This window comes from Chryseobacterium sp. HNCC26DJ238 (genome assembly GCF_057180465.1).
The window spans coordinates 23145-47429 of record NZ_JBXUGI010000004.1 but is presented as its reverse complement, the minus strand read 5'-3'; the positions used below and the strand labels follow the sequence as shown (position 1 = coordinate 47429).

Genomic DNA, 24285 nt, shown 5'->3' with positions numbered 1-24285 from the left:
AAACAAATGCTTTTTTAGCATATTATGCTTGATTAAAAAGTGAATATATATCAAATGAATTGGTAGATATTCACTTTTTTGTATCGCACCTGAATTAAGTTAAGGTTCGATGAAGAGTAATTAATAAATTAGAACGAAAATAGAATAATGACAAAACGCAATATTGACAAATCAACAATAAGACACTGGAATTGTGACAATATTAAATTGACGCATTCAATATCAAATTATGAAAAATTGGGCAATTTTTCTACAAGTAATGACACTGATTTAGTGCGGCTGCACTTTGGATTGAAAGGTAATTATGAATTTTCATATAAACAACTTGAGAAAAAATTTGACCTTATTGGCGGACACCATAACATAATGTATTCAGACGGATTTGACATTGAGATTGAAAATAAGACATTTGAAATAGAAACATTTGGGATTCAATTTCCAAAAGAATTATTTGTTGATTTTACCCAAAATGCCAACGACCAAATTAAACGATTTTCAGAAAATATTCTTTCAGGAAAAAGCGATTTACTATCTCAAAATTGGGGAACGATTGACTTTTCAATTGAACAAGTAATAAGGCAAATCATAAATTGCAACTACTCTAGCGAATTCAAAAAAATGTTTTTGCTTTCCAAAAGTATAGAATTACTTGTGCTGTCTGCTGAATCTTATTCACATTCCGAAAATAAAAAAGAAATATTTGTAAAAAATAAAAGCGACAAAGAAAAAATTATTGCTGCTAGAGATTTTATAAATGAAAATTTGACTTGCCCACCAAATTTAAACCAAATTGCCAAAACCATCGGGCTAAATGAATACAAACTCAAACGCGGATTTAAGGAAGTATTCAATAGTACTGTTTTTGGATATTTGACAGACCAAAGGCTAGATTTAGCTATGCAATATTTGAAAGACACTGAAAAAACTTCTTCTGAGGTTGCTTACAGTCTTGGCTATGCAACGCCACAACATTTCAGCAATGCTTTTAAGAAGAAATTCGGTTTTGCTCCCAAATCTATTAGGAATAATCCTTAAATGGCAATCTAACTTTTAAACTTGTTTTTATGTTTGTGATTCAATTTATATTAATTCATATGAAACAAGATAGTAAATTAAAAATCAAAACAGAATTAACACTAAAAAAGTCTATTCGCATTAATGCTTCGACTTTTAAAGTTTGGGATGCATTGACAAATCCTGAACTTATTAAGATATATTTCTTTGGAACGGAATGTATTAGTGAATGGAAGAAAGGAAGCCCAATACTTTATAAAGGAATTTATGACGGAAAACCATACGAAGACAGAGGAAATGTAATAGACATTGAAACTGAAAAATTCATATTTTACAATTATTGGAGTTCATTTTCAGGAACAGAAGATATTCCTGAAAACTATTCGGAAATTAAGTACGAATTATCAGCAGACGAAGACGGAACAATCTTTACCATAGTTCAAGGAGGTTTTAAAACTCAAGAAACTCAAGACCATTCAGAAAAGAATTGGGGATATGTAATGGATGGGCTGAAAAAAATGTTAGAAAAATAACCTGAAAGAAAAAAAATTGGTTCAGAGAATATGAAATGAGCAAAAATAGAATTGGTCAATTGAAAAACTGATTGTGACGTCTATAAATTTAGACCTTGGAGAAAAGTACTGAAAATAGTTCCAAAACAAAAAGAGATAAAAAAATTAGCAGCCTTTTTCAAAGATTAATGGTTTAATGAATTTATCTCTCAAAGATATGCCCAGAAATAAAACATTGATAAATTTGTATCTTTCTCTTGATGTAATAAAACGTCTTGTATGGTTGTCCTGATAATATGAGAATCTATTTTTTACTACTACTAGCTTGTTTACAATTTTCCGCACAGCAAACAGAAATCAAAGTTGATGAGATCATTAACAGAGAAATGAAAGAAAGGAAGATCCCAGGTTTGCAATTGGCAGTTGTACAAAATGGTAAGATCTTCCTAAGCAGATCCTATGGGATAGCCAATCTGCAATATAATCTTCCGGTAAGCAATACAACAATTTTCCCGATCAACTCGAATACAAAGGTGTTCACCGGAGTTGCTGTGATGCAGCTGGTCGAACAGGATAAAATTAAATTGAATGACCCGATCAGTAAATATCTGGAAGATCTTCCTGCTGAATGGCAAAAGATCACTGTTGACCAGCTGCTGACCCATATTTCAGGATTACCTGAGATCCTTCAATTACTTGATCCAATGACCGGAAATATTGGGCCGTTAAAAACCGAGGCAGCGATATGGGAAAAACTCAAGACACTTCCTTTGGAATTTAAAACAGGAGAACAGTTCAGTTACAACCAGACGAATTATTATTTGCTGGGAAAAATTATTGAAAGGCTTACCAATAAATCTTTTACAATTGATTTTGAGGAAAATCAATTTAAGATCGCTCATCTTAAAAATACGGTATTTGGAGATTCGAGGGACATTATCCCCAACTATTCGCCATCATACCGTTACAACAGTTTTTTTGACGGCAGAAAAGGTGAGACGAAACTGACCAATACCTATACAGAATTTCCTGATTTCACAAGAACAGGAGCAGGTATCAACAGTACCGCTGAAGATATTGGAAACTGGCTCATCGCACTGCAAAGCGGTAAATTATTTAAAAAGTCATCAACATTGAATATGATGTGGTCGCCAGGGAAATTCAATAATGGAACTGCTACCAATTGGACGCGTGGCTGGGGCATTGCCAAATTCAGGAAAAGTCATAGAGCGATTGGAATGTCAGGAGGAAACAGATCTGTAATAATGGTATATCCTGACGATAATCTGGCAATTATAGTATTGACCAACCTGGCAGGAAGTGCTCCCGAAGATTTTATCGAAGAAATTGCCGGTTGCTATAACGCTGATATTATAAAGGCGGATGCATTGACTTATTTAAGGAAAAATCTGAGGAAAATAGGATTTGACAAAGCAACTGATTTTGTAAAAAAAGAACAAAAGACCAATCCCTCATTCAGTCCCAACGAATCCGACCTAAATAATTGGGCATACCGAATGATGGCCAATAATCAACAGAAAGAAGCTTTAGAGATTTTCAAGCTTAATGTTTATCTATTCCCAAAGAGTTGGAATGCCTATGACAGCTACGGAGAAATTTTATTGAAAATGGGAGATAAAAACAAAGCCATTGAGATGTACAGAAAATCCATAGAATTGAATCCGGACAATGAAAATGGGAAAAAGGTTTTGGAAAATTTATCCTCAAAATAAAATTGCTTTTTATAAACACATACCAATCATAAAATTTTAATACTCCGTTTCCCTATAATCTGAGCATGCGGCAGGAGGAATCTCACAGGTTTTGAGCAAAACATTATCATAGCTGCCTGAATTAGCTGGTATTTATTCCACCTACTCAAAATTTACCGGATAAGATTTTATTAAATTAAAATGAGTTCGGGATAAACAATTTTTTAAATAATTGATTTTCAAAATAATGCTATTTTATCGCAAAGAAAAACAAAGAAATACTACTTTTTTGAAACGCTTTCAAGTTAAACAATGCCACTTCGTTTATCAAAGCTATACAAGAATTTTGTATTACCTTGATAAGTTTCACGCCTTTGTATATCCTAAATCTTAGAAAATCACGTAATTACTATTTTTGTTTAGCTTTGCGTTTTATAGAGCCTTATCCCGAACTGAGGTTAAATTAAGACCTAATATATAATAGGGATTTGGTATTTATTGTAAAAAATAATTTAGTACAAAATTACAGGCTTTCATACCTAATTTCAATTTTCCTGTGAACGATTTTAGTTTAATTGACTTTGCTTTCTTAGCTGAAAACATTCCATAACGTTTTGCATTTCTTATGCAAAATTTAAAATTGAAACAACCATCTGTAAAGGAACTGGTATCAACATATTTCATCATGAAAAACATGTAGAAAATAAAAACCGTTTGATTGAATATTCTAAATCACTTTATGCTAAAGTATACAGAATTTAGGAAAATATCCTTTTAAAATCATCAATTCAGAAACTTAAAATATAGTTTTTGGCGGTTTCAGCTGAGAGATAATTGACGTTGATAAAGTTCAAAACCATTTTGACAAAATACTTTGAAAAAGTCCATTAGGAAAGAAATCATAATGGACTGTGTAACCTACCAAATTTCTTTGTAGTTGATACAATTGTTTAAAGGGCTATATATAGATTTGTGTTAAAAATTATTTTACATAGACATCAGCTTTTCCCTGAGCTCCCCAGATATTTGCGCCTCCTGTATTAATCTCACCCTCTCTGTGGACCATTAAATCAAATTTATACGTGCCTGCTACAGGATTATTAATAGTATAAACTACAGGAGCATTCCATCTGGGCCCTAAACCGGTATCGAATGCATTAACCCATCCGCTCATCATGATACTCACAATCTGAGTAGGCGTATTACTTCCTAGCTGTTGTCTTACAGCATACCGTAAGCTCCCCTGTGAAGGGGCTAAACCAGGCGTAGGATATGAACTTCCCCAGATATCCCACCTTAAAACCACTTTGTTTTGTGAATAACCTGTAGGTACTGTAATTGTTAATGTAGTGTTATTAACTAATTCATATGGCCCGCTGTCGCTTGTTACCAATGTAAGGCTCTGACTTTGATTAATACTGGAACTCAATGCAGTATCAGCCAACAACCAACTGTTGTTATTCACGGTAGCAAGCATTTTTTTCCAAACAGAACCGTCAAAAAAGTAATAACCAGCAGCTGTGATATTCACCGTTTTTGGAGTTGAATTGGTAACAGGAGCAGTAGCGTAAATCAATGTACCGTTTTGAGCAGTTACGTATTGGCTATCTGCAGATTTTATCTGATCACCTGTCAGCCTGGGAGGTAAAATGCCTTCTGGTTTACTGCCATCTGTTGACCTGGCAGTTACATCGAGAGTAGCATTGGGCGAAACTGTGTTAATTCCAACTTGTGAAAAGAATAATTGTGTTGCCATTAAAATCAAAATTAAGATTTTCTTTTTGTTAATCATTTACTTGTTGTTTTTGAGTGTTTTTATTTGATCATCTTTTAGCTTCCCAGATGAAAAACTTTTCTGCAAATCAAATAAAAAGTTCAAAAAACTCAAAAAAAACAGCCCCCCAACAACCTACCTCAAAAAATAAAACATTAATAATCAACACATTAAAATAAAAACATCATTCACATTACATATTCTCTGATAAATACCGACAAATCTTTATCTGGAGAAAGATTTATTTTTTTCCGAAAATTAGATCGATTATTTTCTATAGTTTTTACCGCTTTAAAGGTGTACGCTGCGATCTCTTTGCTGGTAAAACCTAAATAGATATATGCACTGAGTGTTAATTCGGAAGTTCGTAAGTTCGGATTTAACGAAAGTATTTTACTACGATAATGAGGATGCACTTCCTGAAATCTGATCCAAAAATACGGTGAGTTTTCCTTTGCTAATTTTACAAGCTCTTCAAAAGATTCGTTAAGCTTTACATTTAAATCATCAATCTCATTTTGTTTCTCCTTAATGATTATTTCATTCTCTGAGATACGCATTGATTTATTTATCTTCAATCTAGTTAGGTAGTTGTATAGATATAAGATCGTTGCAAGTAAAACAATAATAGTCGACAGTACGATGATTGCATAATTAATATTATCTTTTCGAACAATTTCCTTCTCTTCCTCGTCAAGATACCGCTCTGCATTCGCTGAGTCCAAATTATTTGATTTCAAATCCAGATTCCTATATTTCTCTGCTCTCGACAAATAAAAATTGGCACTGTCAGCCATTCCAATCTTAAAATAGGCTTCAGCAATTTTTGTGTCCGTAGGATACGTCCTCTGATAAAACTGCTGCTTAATTTCAATAGATTTTTTATAATAAATAACTGCTTCACGATAGTTTTTTTTTTGCATGTAATAATCTCCAAAGCATTCAAGTGGCAATCCGCTATTTCTGCTTTTTTCTTTAGACACCTGTTCATAGGATTTTTTAATAAAAAATAAAGCCTTGTCAGGATTCTTTGCCTGGAGAAATAGGACTGCACAGTAGTAATAAAGATATGTCTTACGTCTTAATATTTTACGAGACCGCAAATATTCTTTTTCTGGAATGCTTTCTACTAGTTTCAAAGATTTCTCTGCAAATTGACGAGCTAACATAAAATTTGATTTCTCGGTATAGTTATCTGCTACTGCCATTAATGAATTGGCATATAGTAATTTTGAATCAATATCGCTTTTATTTTCAAGTAATTTTAGGAGTTTGAAATTCTCTTCACTTTCTTTTTGCAGTAGTCCTACCCTGCTGTGATAGTTTGCATTGACAGATATAAAAAGTGCATTTAGAAACGGATCTGATAAGGTTGCTTTCTCACCAAATCCTTTTCTGATATACGTATGACATTGATCAAATTTTCTCAGAGATGAATAATTTTTTGCGAGATAATAATAACTTAATGATTTCCTGTAAGAATCGTTTACATTTTCGGATTTTTCAGCTGCTTTTCTTGCGTAGAAATTAGATTTATGAAAATTGACATCTATGTAATCATCAGATATCTTAAGAAGACTGTCGATTTCATTAATTTCACGAGAGCTTTTCGACGATTTTTTACAGCTTACCAATATGATTGGTATTAGAATTAGCGATATTCTGATTACATATTTCAGAAGATAAAAACTGCTTCTCAATGTTTATTAAAATTTTTGGTTATGTGTCATTTTTGGGATTAAATTTATATTGTAAAAATTACAATACTTAAACAATAAATTACTTCCTCTAAAATTAAAAAAAATAAATCTATACTACCGAATTCAGTCGAAAGGAGATAAATTTGGGATCATTTCAAAAAATTTAGAGTTATATTGTTACTGACATCTATATTTTTTTTATTCCAAATAACTTGGTGTGCAAAATATTAATAAAAAATTACTCCGTTATACTTTTATGGCAAATATTTTGGTAGCAAACATACCATTGTATTTAACCTTTCATCATGATGCTATCTTCAGCAAAAATCAGCGGTTCAACTGAAATGTCAGCCAGCATAAGAGAATTTCCCTGGCAAACTACCAGTTTAGGATCAGTTTCAACTTGGGACAATAATCTTATTGTGCATATCAATATGATGTTGGCATGCCCATTTCCTATGATGATATGGTGGGGTGAAGAAAAAATACAGTTCTACAATGATGCCTGCAAAAAACTTTCAGGTATTCAACACCATCAAAAAAGTAAAGAATCTTTAGGACAACCCGCTGAAAAGTGCTGGCCCGAAGCATGGGATACCATCAGGAAAAAACTTGAAGTATTAAAAAAGGATCCTTTAGGGGTTTTTGAAGAAGATCAGCTGATTCCCATTTACCAAGGTGATCAGCTTGAACCTGTTTATTGGACTTTCAGTTACAGCCATCTTCAGGATGAAAAAGGCGATAATGAAGGAACGCTTATTATATTTAAAGAAACGACACATACTAATATTGAATTAAGGAGTAAAAGAGAAAAAGAAACTTTTCTTTTAAGGCTAGGCGATCAGCTTCGGGGTATCACCGACAAAAAAACAATAGAGACAGAATCCGGGACTGCCTTACTTACCCATTATAATCTTCAGGAAATTGGATTTGTCAACATACTTGCAAATACAGTTAAGTTAGTACCGCACACCAAAGTAACTAAAAATAATTCTGCCATATTGATTGACAACTTTGATGATAAATCCTGTGTTGAATTTTTACCGGCAAGTACTGTGACTGAAGATATTTCTTACAGAAATGAGAAGGTTTATCAGTTGGGACAATATTCAGTATTCATTACCAAAATAAATGAAGATCAGAATAACCATCAATATTTATATGCAGTTTCAAAAATTGACGATAGTTGGGATCAATACAAAAAAAATACAATTGCAGAAGCATCCAGACGGATCGGTGAATTTTTAACGATCACAGAAGCTCAGAAGGACCTTATCTTGTCAGAAGCACGTTATCGTTCGCTTTTCGAGAATATACTGGATGCCTTCATGGTCATTGATTTTTCATTTGATGCATCCGGGAAACCAGTGAATTATACCTTTTTAAGTACCAATCCGGCTTTTGAGATTCAAACGGGTCTTGAAAATGTTGTCGGTAAAACAATTCTTGAAATCATGCCTGAGGTTGAACAAGAATGGATGGAAGGTTACGGAAATGTTGCCATCACCGGAGAGCCGGCGAAATTTGAGCAGTATAATGATGCTACCAAACGGCATTACGAAGTTTTCGCTTCATCCATAAAAGACTACCCCTCTCAGGTAGTTGTTGTTTTTCGCGATATAACAGAAAGGAAGCTGGAGACCGAAAGTAAGAAAAAGTTTCTGAATGTTGCAAGTCATGAACTTAAAACACCTTTAACCTCCGTTTATGCTTCTATTCAACTTGCTCAAAAAATGATTAATGGGCAGAAAATAGATAAGGCTTCATCGCTTTTAGAAAAATCAATAACCTCTCTTACTAAAATGACTAAGATTATTAATGGTTTTCTTCATCTGTCAAATCTTGAAGATCCGGAGGTAGCAATTAAAAAAGAGGTATTTGATGTTTCTGAATTACTGAAAAGTTCTTGTACAGAAGCAGGATTTCAACATTCATCGCACCAATTCATTTTGAATAGTGAAGACTGTAAAAATGTTGTAGCAGACAAAGACAAAATTCGTTTGGTGCTCCAGAATCTGATTACGAATGCTGTTCAGTATTCTCCACAGAAGACAAACATTACGCTGTCATGCATCAGCATTGAAAATAGGATAAACATTTCTGTAGAAGATCAGGGAATAGGATTAGATAACCTTGCGATTAAAAATATTTTAAAAAAATTCTTTAGGGTTCACGATAATCCGATCACCGGAGTATCAGGTCTCGGTCTTGGACTTTACGTCTGTTCTAAGATTTTGAACCGTCATGATTCCGAATTGAATATTGAAAGTATACCGGGCAAAGGTTCAAAGTTTTCATTTAGTTTAAGCACAGTTTAGACGTTAAAATGTATATATAAATTTTACATAAAAAAAGTACATTTGTATAATTTTCATCGATAACAGTGGCCATGTCCTGATGACTGGTTTTAAATAAACATTAATTATAAGTATATGATAAAAGACGATCTGGATCTGTGTAGTCAAGAACCAATCCATATTCCTGGTTACATCCAGTCGCATGGACTCCTTATCATCATTAATAAAGAAGGCTTTATCAAATACTGCAGTGAAAATTTCACACAGATTATCACCCAACAGCCTGAGCATATTTTAGGAAAGTCTATTTCCGAATTCAGTTCTGTTTTCGGGAAAGCCAAGAACCATAATTTTATTATGGATCTTATTTCACTTTCATGGCAAGGTCGCAATTTTAAGCCGGTTAATCCTTACCAGGTTGAAATTGGTGATATAATTTACAATGTTATTATATCTACTTCAGGAGAAAATTATATTTTGGATTTTGAGCCGGAAGCGTCTGATCTTTTTAATGACCCACAGAATATTGTTGGAGCCAGTTTATCACAGATGCTTGCAGACAAGAATCTTGAAACGATTCTCAACAATGTAGTTATACAGATTAAAAGCATTATCAATTATGATCGTATTATGGTGTATCAATTCCATAACGACGGTCATGGTGAGGTGGTAGCAGAAGAAAGAAATACCGATCTGGACACTTGGTTAGGTTTACACTATCCCGCTACAGATATTCCTGAACAGGCACGAAATCTATACAAAAAGAATTTTACGAGACTCATCAGCAATGTACATGAAACAACGGTACCGGTTCTAAGCCTTCGTGATCAGCCTGCTGACTTAAGCAACAGCACGCTGCGGGCAGTATCACCGGTTCATATACAGTACCTCAAAAATATGGGTGTTGTCTCCAGCTTCAGTGTATCTATTATTGTTGAAGATGAGCTTTGGGGCCTTATAGCCTGTCATAATTATTCTCCCCGATTTATCAATTTCAGACAAAGGGAAACTGCCAAGCTCATAGGGCAAGTTTTAAGTTCGTGTATTGGACTTCGTAATCAGGAAAAATTTCAGAAAGAAGATATGAAGCTGCAAACTACCGTTTTAGAGGTAAGCCGCAGTCTTCACAGTGAAAAAATATCAGACTTTATACCAGATTGCGCATCAGCACTAATGGAATCTCTGAAAGCAAGTGGTATAGCATTTTTGTATCAGGGTGAACTGACAAGTATTGGAAATGTTCCTGATCTCTCTCAGATTCAGGAAATTTCTGAATTACTACAAGAAGGCGAGAGTGGATTCTTAGCTACTGAGAATTCACTTTCAGATTTTCCTAAGCTACAGCTAAATCCAGTTCATTATTCCGGATTTCTTGGATGCAGACTGACTCAGGATATCAAAGATTGTCTGATCATCTTCAGACCTGAGATTGTTCAAACCGTTAAATGGGCAGGAGATCCTGCGAAAATAGTAAGGTATGATGATCAGGGGCAGCCATTTATCTCCCCTCGTAATTCTTTTGAACAATGGTCCCAGGAAGTTAAAGGCAGTTCTGAAAAATGGTCTGCAACCGAAAAAAAGGCACTGATCGAGATAAGGGATGAAATTAATTTCGCAGTCGGCAGGAAAACTGCTGAACTCAGAATATTAAATGAGAAACTTCGCGACGCCTATGCAGAGCTTGATTCGTTTGCTCACACAGTATCGCATGACCTAAAGATTCCTTTGACCACTATTAAAGCTTTCGCAGAATTGATTATAAGAAAATCAAATGAGGATACTGTAAAAATGATGTCTTCAAAAATTGTAGACAATGCGGACAGGCTTAATCAAATGATTAAAACCGTTCTTGAGTATTCTAAAGTTGGGCAAAAAGAGATCCAGAAAGAATCAATCGATATGACGGTTCTTTTGAATGATATTGTAAGTCAGCTTTTAATGAATTCCGCCAACAAGAATTTAAAATTGGCTTTGAGCAACACCCCGGATCTTGATGGCGACCCTATTCTGATCTTTCAGGTGTTTCTCAACATTATTGAAAATGCCGTTAAATATTCCCATAAGACAGATTATCCTCTTGTTGAAATAGAAGGATGTGTGGAGAATAACGAAGTCATTTACACAATAAAGGATAACGGAGTTGGAATGAGTGAAGATCAGCAGACAAAAATCTTTGGTTTGTTTAACAGAGTTGGACAGACGGACGAATACGAAGGAAGCGGAATAGGTTTAGCAACCGTTAAAAAGATAATCACAAGACATAACGCTACAATAGGCGTACAAAGTGAAGAAGGTATCGGAAGTACATTTATTGTCAGATTTTCAAAAAAGAAGGTGCTGTAAATAACTGTAATATATGCATCATAAATAATACTAATCATGAAAAAGATTGAAAATCAAAAAACCATTCCTTTAATTACCTGACGACCAGTAACATACTGTAAAAATCCCAAATAATTGACTTTTGCATACCAAGGTTTGATTCATGACACCGCTATATCAGGCATTTTCTTTATGCCGATAAATTGATTCATCTTAAGAATGCAAAAAGTTAAGTCAAAAAAAAACATTAATTTTGTCGGATAAAAAGTTGTTGTTTATGGCAGAATAATTAAATTCGCATTACCATATTACATCATATTAAAAAAATCACATGAGAAAAATAATTTTATTATTTGCCTGTATGCTCAGTTTATCTGCATTTTCTCAGATCAAAGTGCTGAAAAATGAGACCTTAGTAGAAATCGGTAAAGACAACTCAGTAGGTCTTTACAAAAAAGAAAACAGATTTACCTTTAATTACCAGGATATCAATACCAGTAATCTCAATACTTTCCGTTCATTCTCTTTTCTGGACGTGAACGGAGACGTTACAGATCTTTATAAACTTGTAACCGACGGATTCATTGACGAGCCTTCAGGAAATGTTACCCTGGAGCTCCCTAATGATATCATCGAACTTCATTACGAAAAAAACTACGGCCAGCCTACAGTACAGTTTATCCAGTACATCAATAAAAACAAAAAATACGTTGGAAAATCTCAGTTTCTGACCAAAAAACAGATTGATAAAATTTTCGGAATCGGAACTCCGAAAGCAGCGCTGTACAAAAAGAATACAGCAAGGGTAAATCCGGTCTCAAATGTCGGAAATATACAGAACCAGATGACAGAAACACCTGCTGTTAACAAAACTGCTCCTGTAAAAGGAAAGAAAACAAGAAAATAATATTTATTTTTATTAATACTGAACTCATTCTTTAAGAATGAGTTTTTTTATTTTTATTTTTGTAAAAAGATATTCCAGAAACTATGTCTCTTCAAGTAATCAATTTAACGAAAAAGTTTGCTGATCAAACAGCACTGAACAATATCAACATATCGATTGAAAAAAATGAAATCATCGGGCTTCTCGGCCCCAATGGAGCAGGAAAATCTACCCTGATGAAATCAATTGTCGGGGCTTTGAGAATTGACGAAGGTGAAATTATCTTTAACGGCAGGAACGTTTCAGAAAATGAAACAGAAAGCAAAAAAAACATTGGTTTTCTTCCGGAAAACAATCCACTGTATCTTGAGATGTATGTAAAAGAATATCTGCAGTTCGTTGCCAACATTCACAGGATTTCCCAATCCAGAGTAGATGAGGTCATCGAGCTGGTCGGCATTACGCCGGAAAAATCCAAGAAGATCAGCCAGCTTTCAAAAGGCTATAAGCAGAGGGTCGGACTGGCGCAGGCAATCATTCACCAGCCGGATCTGCTGATTTTAGATGAGCCAACCAATGGCTTAGATCCCAATCAGATAATTGAAATCCGTAATGTGGTAAAGGAAATAGGAAAAGAGAAAACGGTTTTACTCTCCACCCACATTATGCAGGAGGTTGAAGCGTTATGTTCCCGTGTCATCCTGATTCACAAAGGAACTATTCTACAGGATTGTGCCATTGAAGAATTTAAAGGGAAATTTAACAGTCTTGAAGAAGCTTTTGCGAGTTATACGCAGACAGAAACCTCTTCTTAAATTGGCTTTAAATTTGATTACATTCCGGTATATAACCTTAAATACACCATCAAAATGATTAAGAAAATTGTACTGGGAGCTTGTTTAATACCTGCTTTATCTTTTGCTCACATTTATCAGAACACTGCTTATCTTTCTGAAAAAATCACTGTAAACAGAAATACAAACCCACAGGAAAAAATCCCTAAAACCGTCATCATCAAAACTAAAAAGTTTAAAATAAGAGTTGACAAACAGCCCAACGGAAATTATCTTTATCAATCCTGGGGAGCCAATACCAGGATTACGGCAAAGCCAAGCATGATCATCTCTGACGGAGAAGTGGTTCCCGACGGATCAGGAGGTAATTATTATATCGAATTTAACAATAACGGAACACTCTACCAGATCTGGAGAAATTATCTGACCAACTCAACAAAAAAAGCACCTTACACGCTCGTGGTCATTGATTCAAATGGTGAAACACTGGTAAGACAGGATGCACAGGTTGTTAAAAATTAATTTAAACAAAATCAAATAACAGTTCCTGATTTCGCAATCAGGAATTTTTATTTTATAAAGAAATCAGAATGGAATTTACAGTAAGAGGAAATTTAATAGATATCATCGCTAAAGAAACATACGCGGCTGAAATTACAGTGTCAGGTAAAAAAATTGCTTCCATAAAAAGAATTGAAGAAACTTTAAATAATTATATTTTACCGGGTTTTGTGGATGCTCATGTACATATTGAAAGCAGCATGCTGGTACCTTCAGAATTTGCCCGTATTGCTGTAAAACACGGAACTGTAGGAACCATTTCTGATCCGCATGAAATAGCCAATGTCCTGGGGATTGCGGGAGTTGATTATATGATCGATAATGCAAAGCAGGTTCCTTTTTACTTTTACTTCGGGGCACCGTCATGTGTTCCTGCCACAAATTTTGAAACTGCAGGAGCGGTTATTGATTCTGATGATATTGATGAGTTGCTTGGCAGAAAAGAGATTGTTTACCTGGCGGAAATGATGAATTTCCCAGGGGTTATTTATAAGGACGAAGAGGTTTTAAAGAAAATAGCCTTTGCACAAAAACACGGCAAACCTGTTGACGGTCATGCTCCGGGGCTAATGGGTGAAGGAATGAAAGCATATTTTGACGCCGGCATCACTACAGACCACGAGTGTTTCGGACACACGGAAGCTCTGGAGAAGCTGAAACATGGCGTCAAAATAATGATCAGGGAAGGAAGTGCTGCCAAAAATTTTGAAACCCTGATTCCACTTTTAGAGGAGTATCCTGAACAGATTATGTTTTGCTGTGATGACAAACATCCGGACAATCTCATCGAATCCCATATCAATGATCATGTAAAACGTGCATTAAAGAAAGGTATTGATCTTTATACCGTTTTACGGGCAGCTTCCTATAACGTTATCAAACATTATAATTTACCGATTGGATTACTGCAGGTAGGTGATTATGCAGATTTTATTGAAATTGATCATCCGGATGATTTTAATATCGTAAAAACATATATCAGAGGTGAATTGGTCTCCCAAAATGGTGAGTCATTCATCCAGTCTGTTGACGTTCCTACAGTTAATAATTTTAACTGCAGCTTAAAACATCCTATTGATTTTAAAATCAAAGCTGAAAGTGATACCATTCGTGTCATAGAAGCTCTTGACGGACAGTTAATCACTCATGAAGTCCATTCTGATACTTTAGTAAATGAAGGTTATGCAGAAACGGATATTGAGAAAGACATCCTGAAGATCGCAGTGGTCAACAGATATTACGATGTACCTGTGGCGGTAGCTTTTATTAAAAACATCGGCTTACAGACCGGAGCAATTGCATCCTGTGTGGCTCATGACTGTCACAACATCGTGGTCGTTGGCACCAATGATGATGATATGGCAAAAGCCGTCAATGCAATTATTAAGGCCAAAGGTGGAATTTCTTTAGCCACAGAAAATGAAGAATTGGTTTTGGAATTATCCATTGCAGGGATCATGACCAACCTTCCTGCAGAAGAGGTCGCTGCTGAATATATCAAGCTGGATAAGCGGGCAAAAGAATTGGGAAGTACATTACGTGCACCTTATATGAGTTTATCATTCATGGCTCTCCTGGTAATCCCGGAACTGAAATTAAGCGATAAAGGATTATTTAACGGTAAAAGTTTTGAATTTACAGACGTTTTTGTGAAAGAGAACTGACAAAATCAGCATTTTCAGCTCTTTAATTCTTTATAGAAACTGCTTTCAGCAAAACTGTTTTTAGCAGCTTCGTACCCGATATGGTACATTTGTTCCAGACGGTCTTTTTTTCTTTCAAAATTTCCGAAAGGTGAAAGATCCTGAGAAGATATAAACCAGTCACAATGGTCAAACTTTGCTTTTTCAACACGGTAAGAGAATAAATCGAAAGAACGGGAAACGATTGATTTAATGGTTTTCAGGTCACTGATTTTAATATCATGTGGAGGTGATACAAATACACCGATCAACTGCTCACATTCTTTTCTGATGATATCAGCTGGAAAATTATTAAGTACTCCCCCATCACAGTACATTTCTTCTCCGGAAATATAAGGTGTTGTAATTCCCGGAATTGAGCAGGATGCAATAATGGCATCAGTCACAGGAAAATCTTTGCCGAATATTTTTTCTGTTCCTGAAACCAGTTCTGTTGCGACGATCTTCACTTCTTTATCCAGATCACCAATGGTCATATCCTGAAAAATAGGCTTCAGATAGTTGGCAAAAATAATTGAGGAGACCAGTCCCGGCTGGTTAAATGTGAAATGTTTCCAGTTAAAAAAATAAACAGACTGAAAAAAATCTAAAATTTCCACGGGCGTCTTTCCGACTGCATAGAGACATCCGACAATTGAACCGGCACTGCAGCAAGCCAGGATATCAATATCAATGTTCTGTTCACTTAAGAACTGTAAAACTCCCGCATGGGCAATGCCTTTTGTACCGCCCCCTGATAAAACCAATCCTGTTTTTTCAATATTCATTGAATAAATTTAAAGAAAAGCCGGCGTTAAATCAGGATCAATGCTGTTAAATATTATGCATTGCTGTTAATTTTTTTAATTTTTACTGCAAGTTTCTTTTATCCTTATTTCTCTGTAACCTAGCTGTTCATTATTATTTTTTATTTCAGATTTCAGATCTCAGATTTCAGATTTTTTCTATGTTCCCCAACAACCACCTGCATAACACAGGTAAAAATAATCTTAGACGCAAGCATAAAAAAGCCCAGATAAAATCCGGGCTTTAAATATATTAAGATAATTCTATTTTAATTAAATGTGAATCACTTCACCGTACGCCGCAGCAGCTGCTTCCATAATAGCTTCAGAAACCGTTGGATGCGGGTGAATAGACTTAATGATTTCGTGACCTGTAGTTTCAAGTTTTCTGGCAACAACAGCTTCAGCAACCATATCAGTCACTCCTTCACCGATCATGTGGCATCCTAACCACTCTCCATACTTAGCATCAAAAATCACTTTGATAAACCCGTCGGTATTCCCGTTTGCAGTTGCTTTACCACTTGCAGAAAGAGGGAATTTCCCAACTTTGATTTCATATCCTTTTTCTTTAGCCTGCTTTTCTGTAAGTCCTACAGAAGCAACTTCAGGATGACAGTAGGTACAACCCGGGATATTACCATAGTCGATTTTCTCAACATGAAGTCCTTTAATTTTTTCTACACAGGTAATTCCTTCAGCAGAAGCAACGTGTGCCAGTGCCTGCGTAGGGATAATATCCCCGATCGCATAATAACCCGGAACAGAGGTTTCGTACCATTCGTTTACCAAAACTCTTCCTTTATCCGTCTGGATTCCCACTTCTTCAAGACCGATGTTCTCAATATTTGCAGCAATTCCAACTGCAGACAATAAAATATCAGCTTCAAGAGTGATGTTGCCCTTAGCCGTTTTCACTGTTGCTACCACACCGTTTCCACTGGTATCAACGCTTTCTACAGACGCATTGGTCATGATTTCGATGCCTGTTTTTTTCAGAGATTTCTCTAAGTGCTTAGAGATTTCTTCGTCTTCTACAGGAACAATGTTCGGTAAGAATTCTACAACGGTTACTTTAGTACCCATGGTGTTATAAAAATCAGCAAACTCTACTCCGATAGCACCGGAACCTACAACGATCATAGATTTCGGCTGCTCAGGAAGAGATAATGCCTGTCTGTATCCGATTACTTTTTTACCGTCCTGTGGTAAGTTCGGCAATTCTCTTGAACGTGCTCCGGTAGCGATAATAATGTGGGTTCCCGAATATTCAGTAACCTTACCTTCTTTATCCGTTACAGAAACTTTCTTTCCTTTATGAACTTTAGCTGTACCAAGAATTACATCAATTTTATTCTTTTTCATCAGGAATTCAATCCCTTTGCTCATCTTAGAGGCAACACCACGGCTTCTCTGGATTACATTAGGAAACTCAAAACCTGCTTCCACTTTATTTAAACCATAATCTTCAGCGTGATTGATGTAATGAAAAACCTGAGCTGACTTCAATAAAGCTTTGGTTGGAATACAGCCCCAGTTAAGACAGATTCCCCCTAAATTTTCTTTCTCGATAATTGCGGTTTTAAAACCCAACTGTGCTGCTCTGATTGCTGTAACATATCCACCAGGACCACTTCCGATGACAATAATATCGTAATTCATTAGCTTAAAATTTTTATGCGAATTTACGGAAAAATATTGGATGTTCAGCGTTTCTCATAATTCATCTGCTATTGCGCAGTAAAGGTTATTTTCATTTTATAAAAAGTAAAAATGAGAACGCATAAGCATTCTCATTTTACTATTTTTTCATTTTAAATGAAAGTCAGCAATTTTTAAAATTTCATCTTGCACTTCTAAGAAGCTTTTTTTCATTCTGATATCTGATGTTCAGCGCTCTCAACTGATCATTTTTCATCTTTTTTGTGGCTATCGGGTGATTCATGATCATTTTCTTTTCTGAACGGTATCTCCTGTCCAGTTCCCTTGCCTTATCGTTTGCCAACTGACTTTTTGAAGGATGCGGTGGAACCGGTGGGCGTCTCTGAGCATTGACGCTCATTGATAACCCAACGAGCAAAACAGCTGATATTAATAACTTTTTCATGACATTTAATTTTAATAATTAGAAAATTTAAAATTTCAATCGGTTATGTTATTAATCCTGCATATTTCATACCACAAGATTCTACAGCATCATAAAATAAAGAATGAATCTTATTTTTTGGTGTGTGCTACTCTCCATACGATACCGCTTACATCATCAGCAACCAGAAGAGATCCGTCGGCAATCTGTAAAACTCCCACAGGCCTTCCATAGACATCTCCCTTTTTTTCGTCTGCAATAAATCCTGTCAGGAAAGGCTGGTAAGGTGCAGAAGCTTTCCCATTTCTGAAGGGTACAAATGCCACCTGGTATCCCACCAGTGAAGAACGGTTCCATGATCCATGCTGTCCTATGAAAGCACCATTCCTGTATTTTTCAGGGAACTGATTCGCGGTATAAAAAGTAAGACCTAAAGAAGCTGTATGAGATCCGAGAGGAACATCAGGAACAATGGTTTTTGCTACTAATTCAGGTTTTTCACCTTTTCTTCTCGGATCTTCATTTTTCCCGAAATAGGCGTAAGGCCAGCCATAAAACTGATTTGGTTTTACGCTTGTCAAATAATCAGGGACGAGCTCGTCACCGAGTTCATCTCTCTCGTTTACAACCGTCCAGAGTTCACCCGTAGAAGGATTCCAGCTCATTCCCACAGGATTCCGAAGGCCGGATCCGTAAATTTTTTCACCGCTTCCGTCAGGGTTTACCTCAAGAATATTGGCTCTTCTCACTTCGTATTCCCTTCCGTTTTCGCCAACGTTACTTCCCGAACCTACTGAAATGTAGATTTTCGACTGGTCTTTATTGGAAAGTAAATTTCTTGTCCAGTGGTTATTATAGCCTCCGGCCGGAAGACTGACGATCTTCTTCCCGGGTTTCGTGATTTTGGTTTCCCCTTCCTGATAAGGATAGACCCAAAGCCCATCGGTATTGGCTACATAAAATTTATTCTTGATGATCAGCATTCCGTAAGGCTGGTTTAAATTATCAAGAAAAACAGAAGACGATTCTGCTATACCGTCTTTATTGGCATCCCGGTACAGAATAATTCGGTTGGCAGATTTGCCATTGACTTCGGCATCACTTTTACCGCTGATGTCATTTTTTATCTTTTCCGTTTTTGTACGTTCAGAATTGGAAAGAACTACAAAGACATCCCCATTCTCAGCCTGAATCATATTACGGGGACTTTTAATATTTTCCGCAAAACGGGTAACCGTAAATCCTTCAGGAGCTGTCGGAGTCTTACCGGCAGGCCACCCAATAACATTACTGAATTTGTTCCTTGCCCCTTTTTCATCAGGTGCAGGAAGTTTCAGAGTATCTGTTTCAGTAACAACTTCTGTTTCGGAAGCTTTATGATTTTTATTTTCTTTACAACTGAAAAACAGCACTGCGACTGTAGGTAGAAGATATTTTTTCATAAATAAATGGTTAAGGTGTTAGAAATATTTTTGCTCCAAAAATTGCAAAAACCGTTCCCTAAAAAGAAAACGGTTACAATACTTTTAAAATTGAAATCTGCTGAAGCGATTTGCCTAATTATAATGAGCAGTAAATGAAATATTGATAACCAGTGGAATACGGGATAATCTTCATTAAATCGCTGAATGATATTGAGTAAAACACGTTGTCGAACAGAATAATTCAGATAATTTTAAATGAAGTCTTGTGAACAATCCTCTGAAATAAATAGTCCGTTTATGAAAGCACTATTTTACCTCAATATTTTGTTTTAAAGGAAGATTTTTTGATGAATTTCCCACCATTATTCTATAAGTTCCTTTCTCAACGACCCAATTCATTTTCTCATCCTGAAATCTCAGTTCACTTACAGGAACTTTAATTGAAATTTCTTTGGATTCACCCGGTTTTAAATATATTTTCTGAAAGCCTTTCAATTCTAAAACCGGTCTGGAAACTGAGGCCAGTAAATCTTTCACATACAGCTGAACTACTTCGCTTCCTGCTTTTGAACCTGTATTTTTAACGGTTACTCTGGCAACAACCGTATCATTTTCAGAATATATTGATTGGTTTAATTTTAAATCAGAAACCTCAAAAGTCGTATAACTTAATCCAAAACCAAAAGGATACAGAGGTTCTCCACTCAAATCATAATAATCATTTCCTCTTCCTGTCGGATGATGGTTGTAGGTCAAAGGTAACTGTCCCTCCTCTACAGGGAACGTTACAGGTAATTTCCCTGATGGATTTTCTGCTCCGAAAAGCACTTTTGCAACAGCATTTCCGCCTTCTTCTCCGGGATACCACACATCCAGAATAGCTCCTGCTTTATCTTTCCAACCTGTTGTTTTTATGGCTGAACCGCCTGTTAAAATAACAGCCGTCTGTTTATTTAATTTTGAAACTTCATGAATAAACTCTTCCTGATTTCCGGGAAGACTCAATGAAGAGCGGTCCTGAAATTCACCTTCATGAATTCCGGCAGTAATAATAATATAATCAGCATTCTGTGCTAATTTTAAAGCTTCATCAAAATCTTTCCGGTAATTATCAACACCATAATTCCAGATCAGTTCTATATTGGCTTCGCCTCTGTTTTCATGAAACTCTATTTTAATATCATACTTTTGACCTTTCAGAAAATCAATATCCACAGTTCTGGTTGAGTAGCTTACCTTTTCCCACTGATCAATGATTAGCCTGCCGTTTAAGAACAGCCTGAAACCGTCGTTACCACGGAGTCCCAACTGATATTTTCCGGATTCCGGAGCCTCCAGTTTTCCGGTCCAGCGAACACTGTAATTATCTGCCTGCAGTTTTTCAGGATCAGGAGCATATAAAGTCCATTTAAAATTCAACTGCCCGTCCTGTTTTTCATACGCAGGATTTCCTTTTAAATCCGAATTCGAAAAGTACGTCCCTCTCAATCCCTTTTGATTTTCAGAAGACAGAAATTCAGCAGGTACCGTTTTCACCTCTTTTAAATTCCAGTCAATTCCTTTTGAATAGGTGATTTCAATATTTTTATTTTTAACGAAATTTTTAATTCCTTCCAAAATATTTACTTTCTTATTTCCAGGTCCTGAATATCCTCCCAGTCTTGCATCTACGGCATCGGTTCCTACAATTAAAATCTTTTTCAACTTTTCAGAGATCGGAAGAGTCTGACGATTATTCTGAAGCAAAACAAAAGATTCAACTGCTGTTTTTTCAGCCAATGGTTTATGACTGATCTTTTTTAGTTCCTTCATATCATGATCGGAAACGTAAGGATTTTCAAAAAGGCCTAACTCAAATTTTGCTCTCAGAACTCTGGCAACAGCATCATCAATTCTCTCTTTCGAAATCCTTCCGTCCAGAAACGGTGGAATAAACAGCTCATAATGTTTGTATTCTGTCTGAAAAATCACATCAAGCCCTGCATTGATTGCCTGAGCAGAGGCATCATCATAATCTTTCGCCGTAAAATGCAGCACATTTGCGCCACCCACCGCACTTGCATCGCTGATAACAAAACCTCTGAAATTCCAGTCTTTTTTTAATTTTTCAGTTAACAGCCAGTGATTAGCTGTTGAGGGCCGTCCGTCCAGTAAGTTGTAAGAAGTCATTATCGATCTGCTTTTGCCTTGTTCAAAAACTTTCCGGAAAGGAACCAGATGGGTCTCCTCCAGATATCTTCTGCTCCAGTGTATTGGGTATGAATCTCTTCCCCCTTCACCTACATTGGCTAAAAAATGTTTCGGAGTGGTAATAATTCCCTGATCTTCAAAAGAACTCACAAAATTCACCCCCATAACAGAAGTCAGAAACGGATCTTCGCCATACGTTTCCTCTGTTCTACCCCATCGGACATCACTCGCCAGATTGACTACAGGAGTTAAAATCTGACGGATTCCTCTCAATCTGGATTCTTTTGCAATTGCCGCTGAAACTTCCCTCATGAGCTCAGGATTGAAGGTTGCTGACAAACCAACCGCCTGGGGAAAAGCAGTTGCTCCCTCTCTCATCAGCCCATGCAAAGCCTCATCAAACGGAATTATCGGGATTCCCAGACGGGATTCTTCAATAAAATATTTTTGAATAGCATTGATTTTTTTTGCTAATCTTTCGGCATCTTCATTCGCATTATATTTCAATAATTGGCCCGCTGCTCCTCCACCCTGATTTCCTGCACTCACCTGCAATCCGAAAATACCGTGGGAATATTGACCTTTCGGAATATTGTCCAAATCTCCGGGAATCATGAAACACTGCCAGAATTTTTCCTCCAGGGTCATGCGTTTCAGCAAATCCTGAACTCTGGCTTCGACAGGTTGTTTTGGGTCTTTGTATAAGGGTTTTTGAGCTGAAATAATTGCAGTACTCAATAATGAAATTGCTATGATTTTAAAACGAAATTTAAAGCGCATAAATAATTTGATTTAATTATTGTTCTTTTGTCTTGAAACAAAAGAACCAAAAATTCAAGACTGGATTCTTTAGCTAAAATTTTGAAAAACTCCCTAAAATTCCCAAAACTCGGGCGGAAACATTGATTTTACCTCAAAAGAAGATTTTTGTCGTCACTCAAACAGTGGAAATTTTTTAACCGAACTTTTTCAAAATTTCTTAACGCTTTCGAATCCTAAGTCACTAAAAAAGTCTATTCACTTATTTGAATTACCGTTGAATATTTTAATTGACTTCTTTCTTTTGGTAAAGTAATTTCAATTGAGTTTCCAGATTTTTTCCATTGAATTTTGTTTGATAATCCTAAAACTTTCACTGATTTTGGCTTAAAATTTTCAGGAATTACAAAACTTAATGTTGGTGGAGATTCATAATTTATTTTTTCATCCAAATGAAAAACATTCACTGTTTTTCCGTCTTTGCTTTGGGTGTAATAGAAATTTCCCTCATGATAAGGAGCGACTGTTCTCGTTGCAAAAACCGCCGGTTGATTGTTATCCATCCATCCGGAAATTTCTTTTAATCTTTCGTACACTACGGCGTCATAATCACCGTTGGGACCGGGAGCAATATTCATCAGGTAATTGCCGCCTCTGGAAATGATCTTCACCAATGTTTCAATGATTTTCTGAGACGATTTATAATTATCGTTCGGCACATACGAAAAGGAATCCCCCATCGTGATACAGCTTTCCCACGGAATTGAAAGTGCTTTTTCCGGAACTGCCTGTTCAGGCGTGACATAATTTTCCCATTTTCCGGGAACAGTACGGTCCACAACGATAATCCCCGGCTGATTCTTACGGGCCATCGTCCCTATTTTATCCATGTCAATATCCTGTTCGACCTTAATGGTCCTCTGCCATTCAACATTCGGATCGATAGTATGAAAAGGACGGACCCAGCCCCCATCGAGCCAGAGAATATCTATTTTTCCATAATTCGAAGTAATTTCGTTGAGTTGATTAAATGTGAATCTTTTAAATCTGTTCCATCTTTCAGGATATTTTCCGGGATCATAATTTACATTCCTGTCTTTCGGCGGAAAATATGACCACCAGTAATCTTCCGAATGCCAGTCAGGTTTTGAAAAATAAGCTCCGATTTTAAAACCGTCTTTTCGGAAGGTATTGAAAATTTCCTTTGTGACATCCGCTTTCGGATTTTTAGAATAAGGAGTTTTTGAGGAAGTGATTTTGTAATCAGATTCTTTTGTATCAAACATCGCAAAACCATCGTGGTGTTTTGTGGTAAAAACCACATACTTCATTCCTGCTTTTTTGGCTGCATCTGCCCATTTTTGGGGATTGAATCCTGCCGGATTAAATGTGGTCTGCAGATTTTCGTAGTTTTCTACATATTCGTTGTACGATTTCCCGTGTTCAGGTTTTCTCTGCGTCCATGATTCGTCTTCCGGACAAAGACTCCAGCTTTCCACAATACCCCACTGACTGTAGGTTCCCCAATGCATAAACAGTCCGAATTTCAGATCCTGCCAATCTTCAAGATTTTGAATAACAACAGGATCAGTCGGTTTCTCATAGCCGTCTGATACATTATGGGCCTGGGAGAAAAATGCGGATGACAGAAGGAAGGATGACAGAAAAAAGGTTCTCGTTTTTTTATCCAACATAAAGTTTTAGTTTGGGCTAAATTTAATCATCATTTATGTAATCACAAAATGATTTATCTGACCCTTACATCA

Annotated in this window: 17 protein-coding genes; 9 read left to right on the top strand and 8 right to left on the bottom strand. The window is 36.1% G+C overall.

Annotation, left to right across the window (positions count from 1 at the left end; genetic code table 11):
- Window positions 1-147: 147 nt before the first annotated feature.
- The 3 genes from AC2A07_RS04710 to AC2A07_RS04700 all read left to right on the top strand — a co-directional run bounded on the left by AC2A07_RS04710 (window position 148) and on the right by AC2A07_RS04700 (window position 3259).
- Entirely contained in the window at window positions 148-1035 is an 888-nt protein-coding gene (locus AC2A07_RS04710; RefSeq protein ID WP_484049439.1) for a helix-turn-helix transcriptional regulator, read from the top strand.
- Window positions 1036-1094: 59 nt separating this feature from the next.
- Complete coding sequence (locus AC2A07_RS04705) at window positions 1095-1547, top strand: SRPBCC family protein (protein ID WP_484049438.1); 453 nt, start codon at window positions 1095-1097, stop codon at window positions 1545-1547.
- A gap of 275 nt (window positions 1548-1822) precedes the next feature.
- Window positions 1823-3259: a serine hydrolase gene (locus tag AC2A07_RS04700; RefSeq protein WP_484049437.1), complete on the top strand. Its 1437-nt coding sequence runs from the start codon at window positions 1823-1825 to the stop codon at window positions 3257-3259.
- A 961-nt stretch (window positions 3260-4220) separates the two neighbouring features.
- On the opposite strand, the gene AC2A07_RS04695 is transcribed toward AC2A07_RS04700, so the two are convergent.
- Together AC2A07_RS04695 and AC2A07_RS04690 are read right to left on the bottom strand one after the other, a co-directional pair.
- The gene (locus tag AC2A07_RS04695) at window positions 4221-4994 is read right to left on the bottom strand and encodes a hypothetical protein (protein ID WP_484049436.1); all 774 of its coding nucleotides are present in this window, start codon (window positions 4992-4994) and stop codon (window positions 4221-4223) included.
- 206 nt (window positions 4995-5200) lie between these two features.
- Entirely contained in the window at window positions 5201-6646 is a 1446-nt protein-coding gene (locus AC2A07_RS04690) for a tetratricopeptide repeat protein (protein WP_484049435.1), read from the bottom strand.
- 371 nt (window positions 6647-7017) lie between these two features.
- Between AC2A07_RS04690 and AC2A07_RS04685 the strand changes: the two genes are divergently transcribed.
- From AC2A07_RS04685 to ade, 6 genes are all read left to right on the top strand, one after another.
- Window positions 7018-9030, top strand: a complete 2013-nt coding sequence (locus AC2A07_RS04685) for a sensor histidine kinase (RefSeq protein ID WP_484049434.1) — start codon at window positions 7018-7020, stop codon at window positions 9028-9030.
- Window positions 9031-9144: 114 nt separating this feature from the next.
- Window positions 9145-11352: an ATP-binding protein gene (locus AC2A07_RS04680; protein ID WP_484049433.1), complete on the top strand. Its 2208-nt coding sequence runs from the start codon at window positions 9145-9147 to the stop codon at window positions 11350-11352.
- Between the two features lie 310 nt (window positions 11353-11662).
- A complete protein-coding gene (locus AC2A07_RS04675) occupies window positions 11663-12238 on the top strand; it encodes a hypothetical protein (RefSeq protein WP_484049432.1) in 576 nt (191 codons plus the stop codon).
- An 83-nt stretch (window positions 12239-12321) separates the two neighbouring features.
- Window positions 12322-13032, top strand: coding sequence for an ABC transporter ATP-binding protein (locus AC2A07_RS04670; RefSeq protein WP_484049431.1), 711 nt, complete (start codon window positions 12322-12324; stop codon window positions 13030-13032).
- 54 nt (window positions 13033-13086) lie between these two features.
- A complete protein-coding gene (locus tag AC2A07_RS04665) occupies window positions 13087-13533 on the top strand; it encodes a hypothetical protein (protein ID WP_484049430.1) in 447 nt (148 codons plus the stop codon).
- A 68-nt stretch (window positions 13534-13601) separates the two neighbouring features.
- Window positions 13602-15236 (top strand): adenine deaminase, encoded by a 1635-nt coding sequence (gene ade / locus AC2A07_RS04660; protein WP_484049429.1) that lies wholly within the window; start codon window positions 13602-13604, stop codon window positions 15234-15236.
- Between the two features lie 14 nt (window positions 15237-15250).
- Here the strand turns inward: ade and AC2A07_RS04655 are convergent, their stop codons facing one another.
- From AC2A07_RS04655 to AC2A07_RS04630, 6 genes are all read right to left on the bottom strand, one after another.
- Window positions 15251-16042, bottom strand: coding sequence for a patatin-like phospholipase family protein (locus tag AC2A07_RS04655; RefSeq protein WP_484049428.1), 792 nt, complete (start codon window positions 16040-16042; stop codon window positions 15251-15253).
- Between the two features lie 291 nt (window positions 16043-16333).
- A complete protein-coding gene (gene lpdA / locus AC2A07_RS04650; RefSeq protein WP_484049427.1) occupies window positions 16334-17722 on the bottom strand; it encodes a dihydrolipoyl dehydrogenase in 1389 nt (462 codons plus the stop codon).
- 181 nt (window positions 17723-17903) lie between these two features.
- Window positions 17904-18167, bottom strand: a complete 264-nt coding sequence (locus AC2A07_RS04645; protein ID WP_484049426.1) for a hypothetical protein — start codon at window positions 18165-18167, stop codon at window positions 17904-17906.
- A gap of 110 nt (window positions 18168-18277) precedes the next feature.
- Entirely contained in the window at window positions 18278-19588 is a 1311-nt protein-coding gene (locus tag AC2A07_RS04640; protein WP_484049425.1) for a PQQ-dependent sugar dehydrogenase, read from the bottom strand.
- A 288-nt stretch (window positions 19589-19876) separates the two neighbouring features.
- Complete coding sequence (locus AC2A07_RS04635) at window positions 19877-22540, bottom strand: glycoside hydrolase family 3 N-terminal domain-containing protein (protein WP_484049424.1); 2664 nt, start codon at window positions 22538-22540, stop codon at window positions 19877-19879.
- A gap of 233 nt (window positions 22541-22773) precedes the next feature.
- Window positions 22774-24213, bottom strand: a complete 1440-nt coding sequence (locus tag AC2A07_RS04630; protein ID WP_484049423.1) for an alpha-L-fucosidase — start codon at window positions 24211-24213, stop codon at window positions 22774-22776.
- Between the last annotated feature and the right edge of the window lie 72 nt (window positions 24214-24285).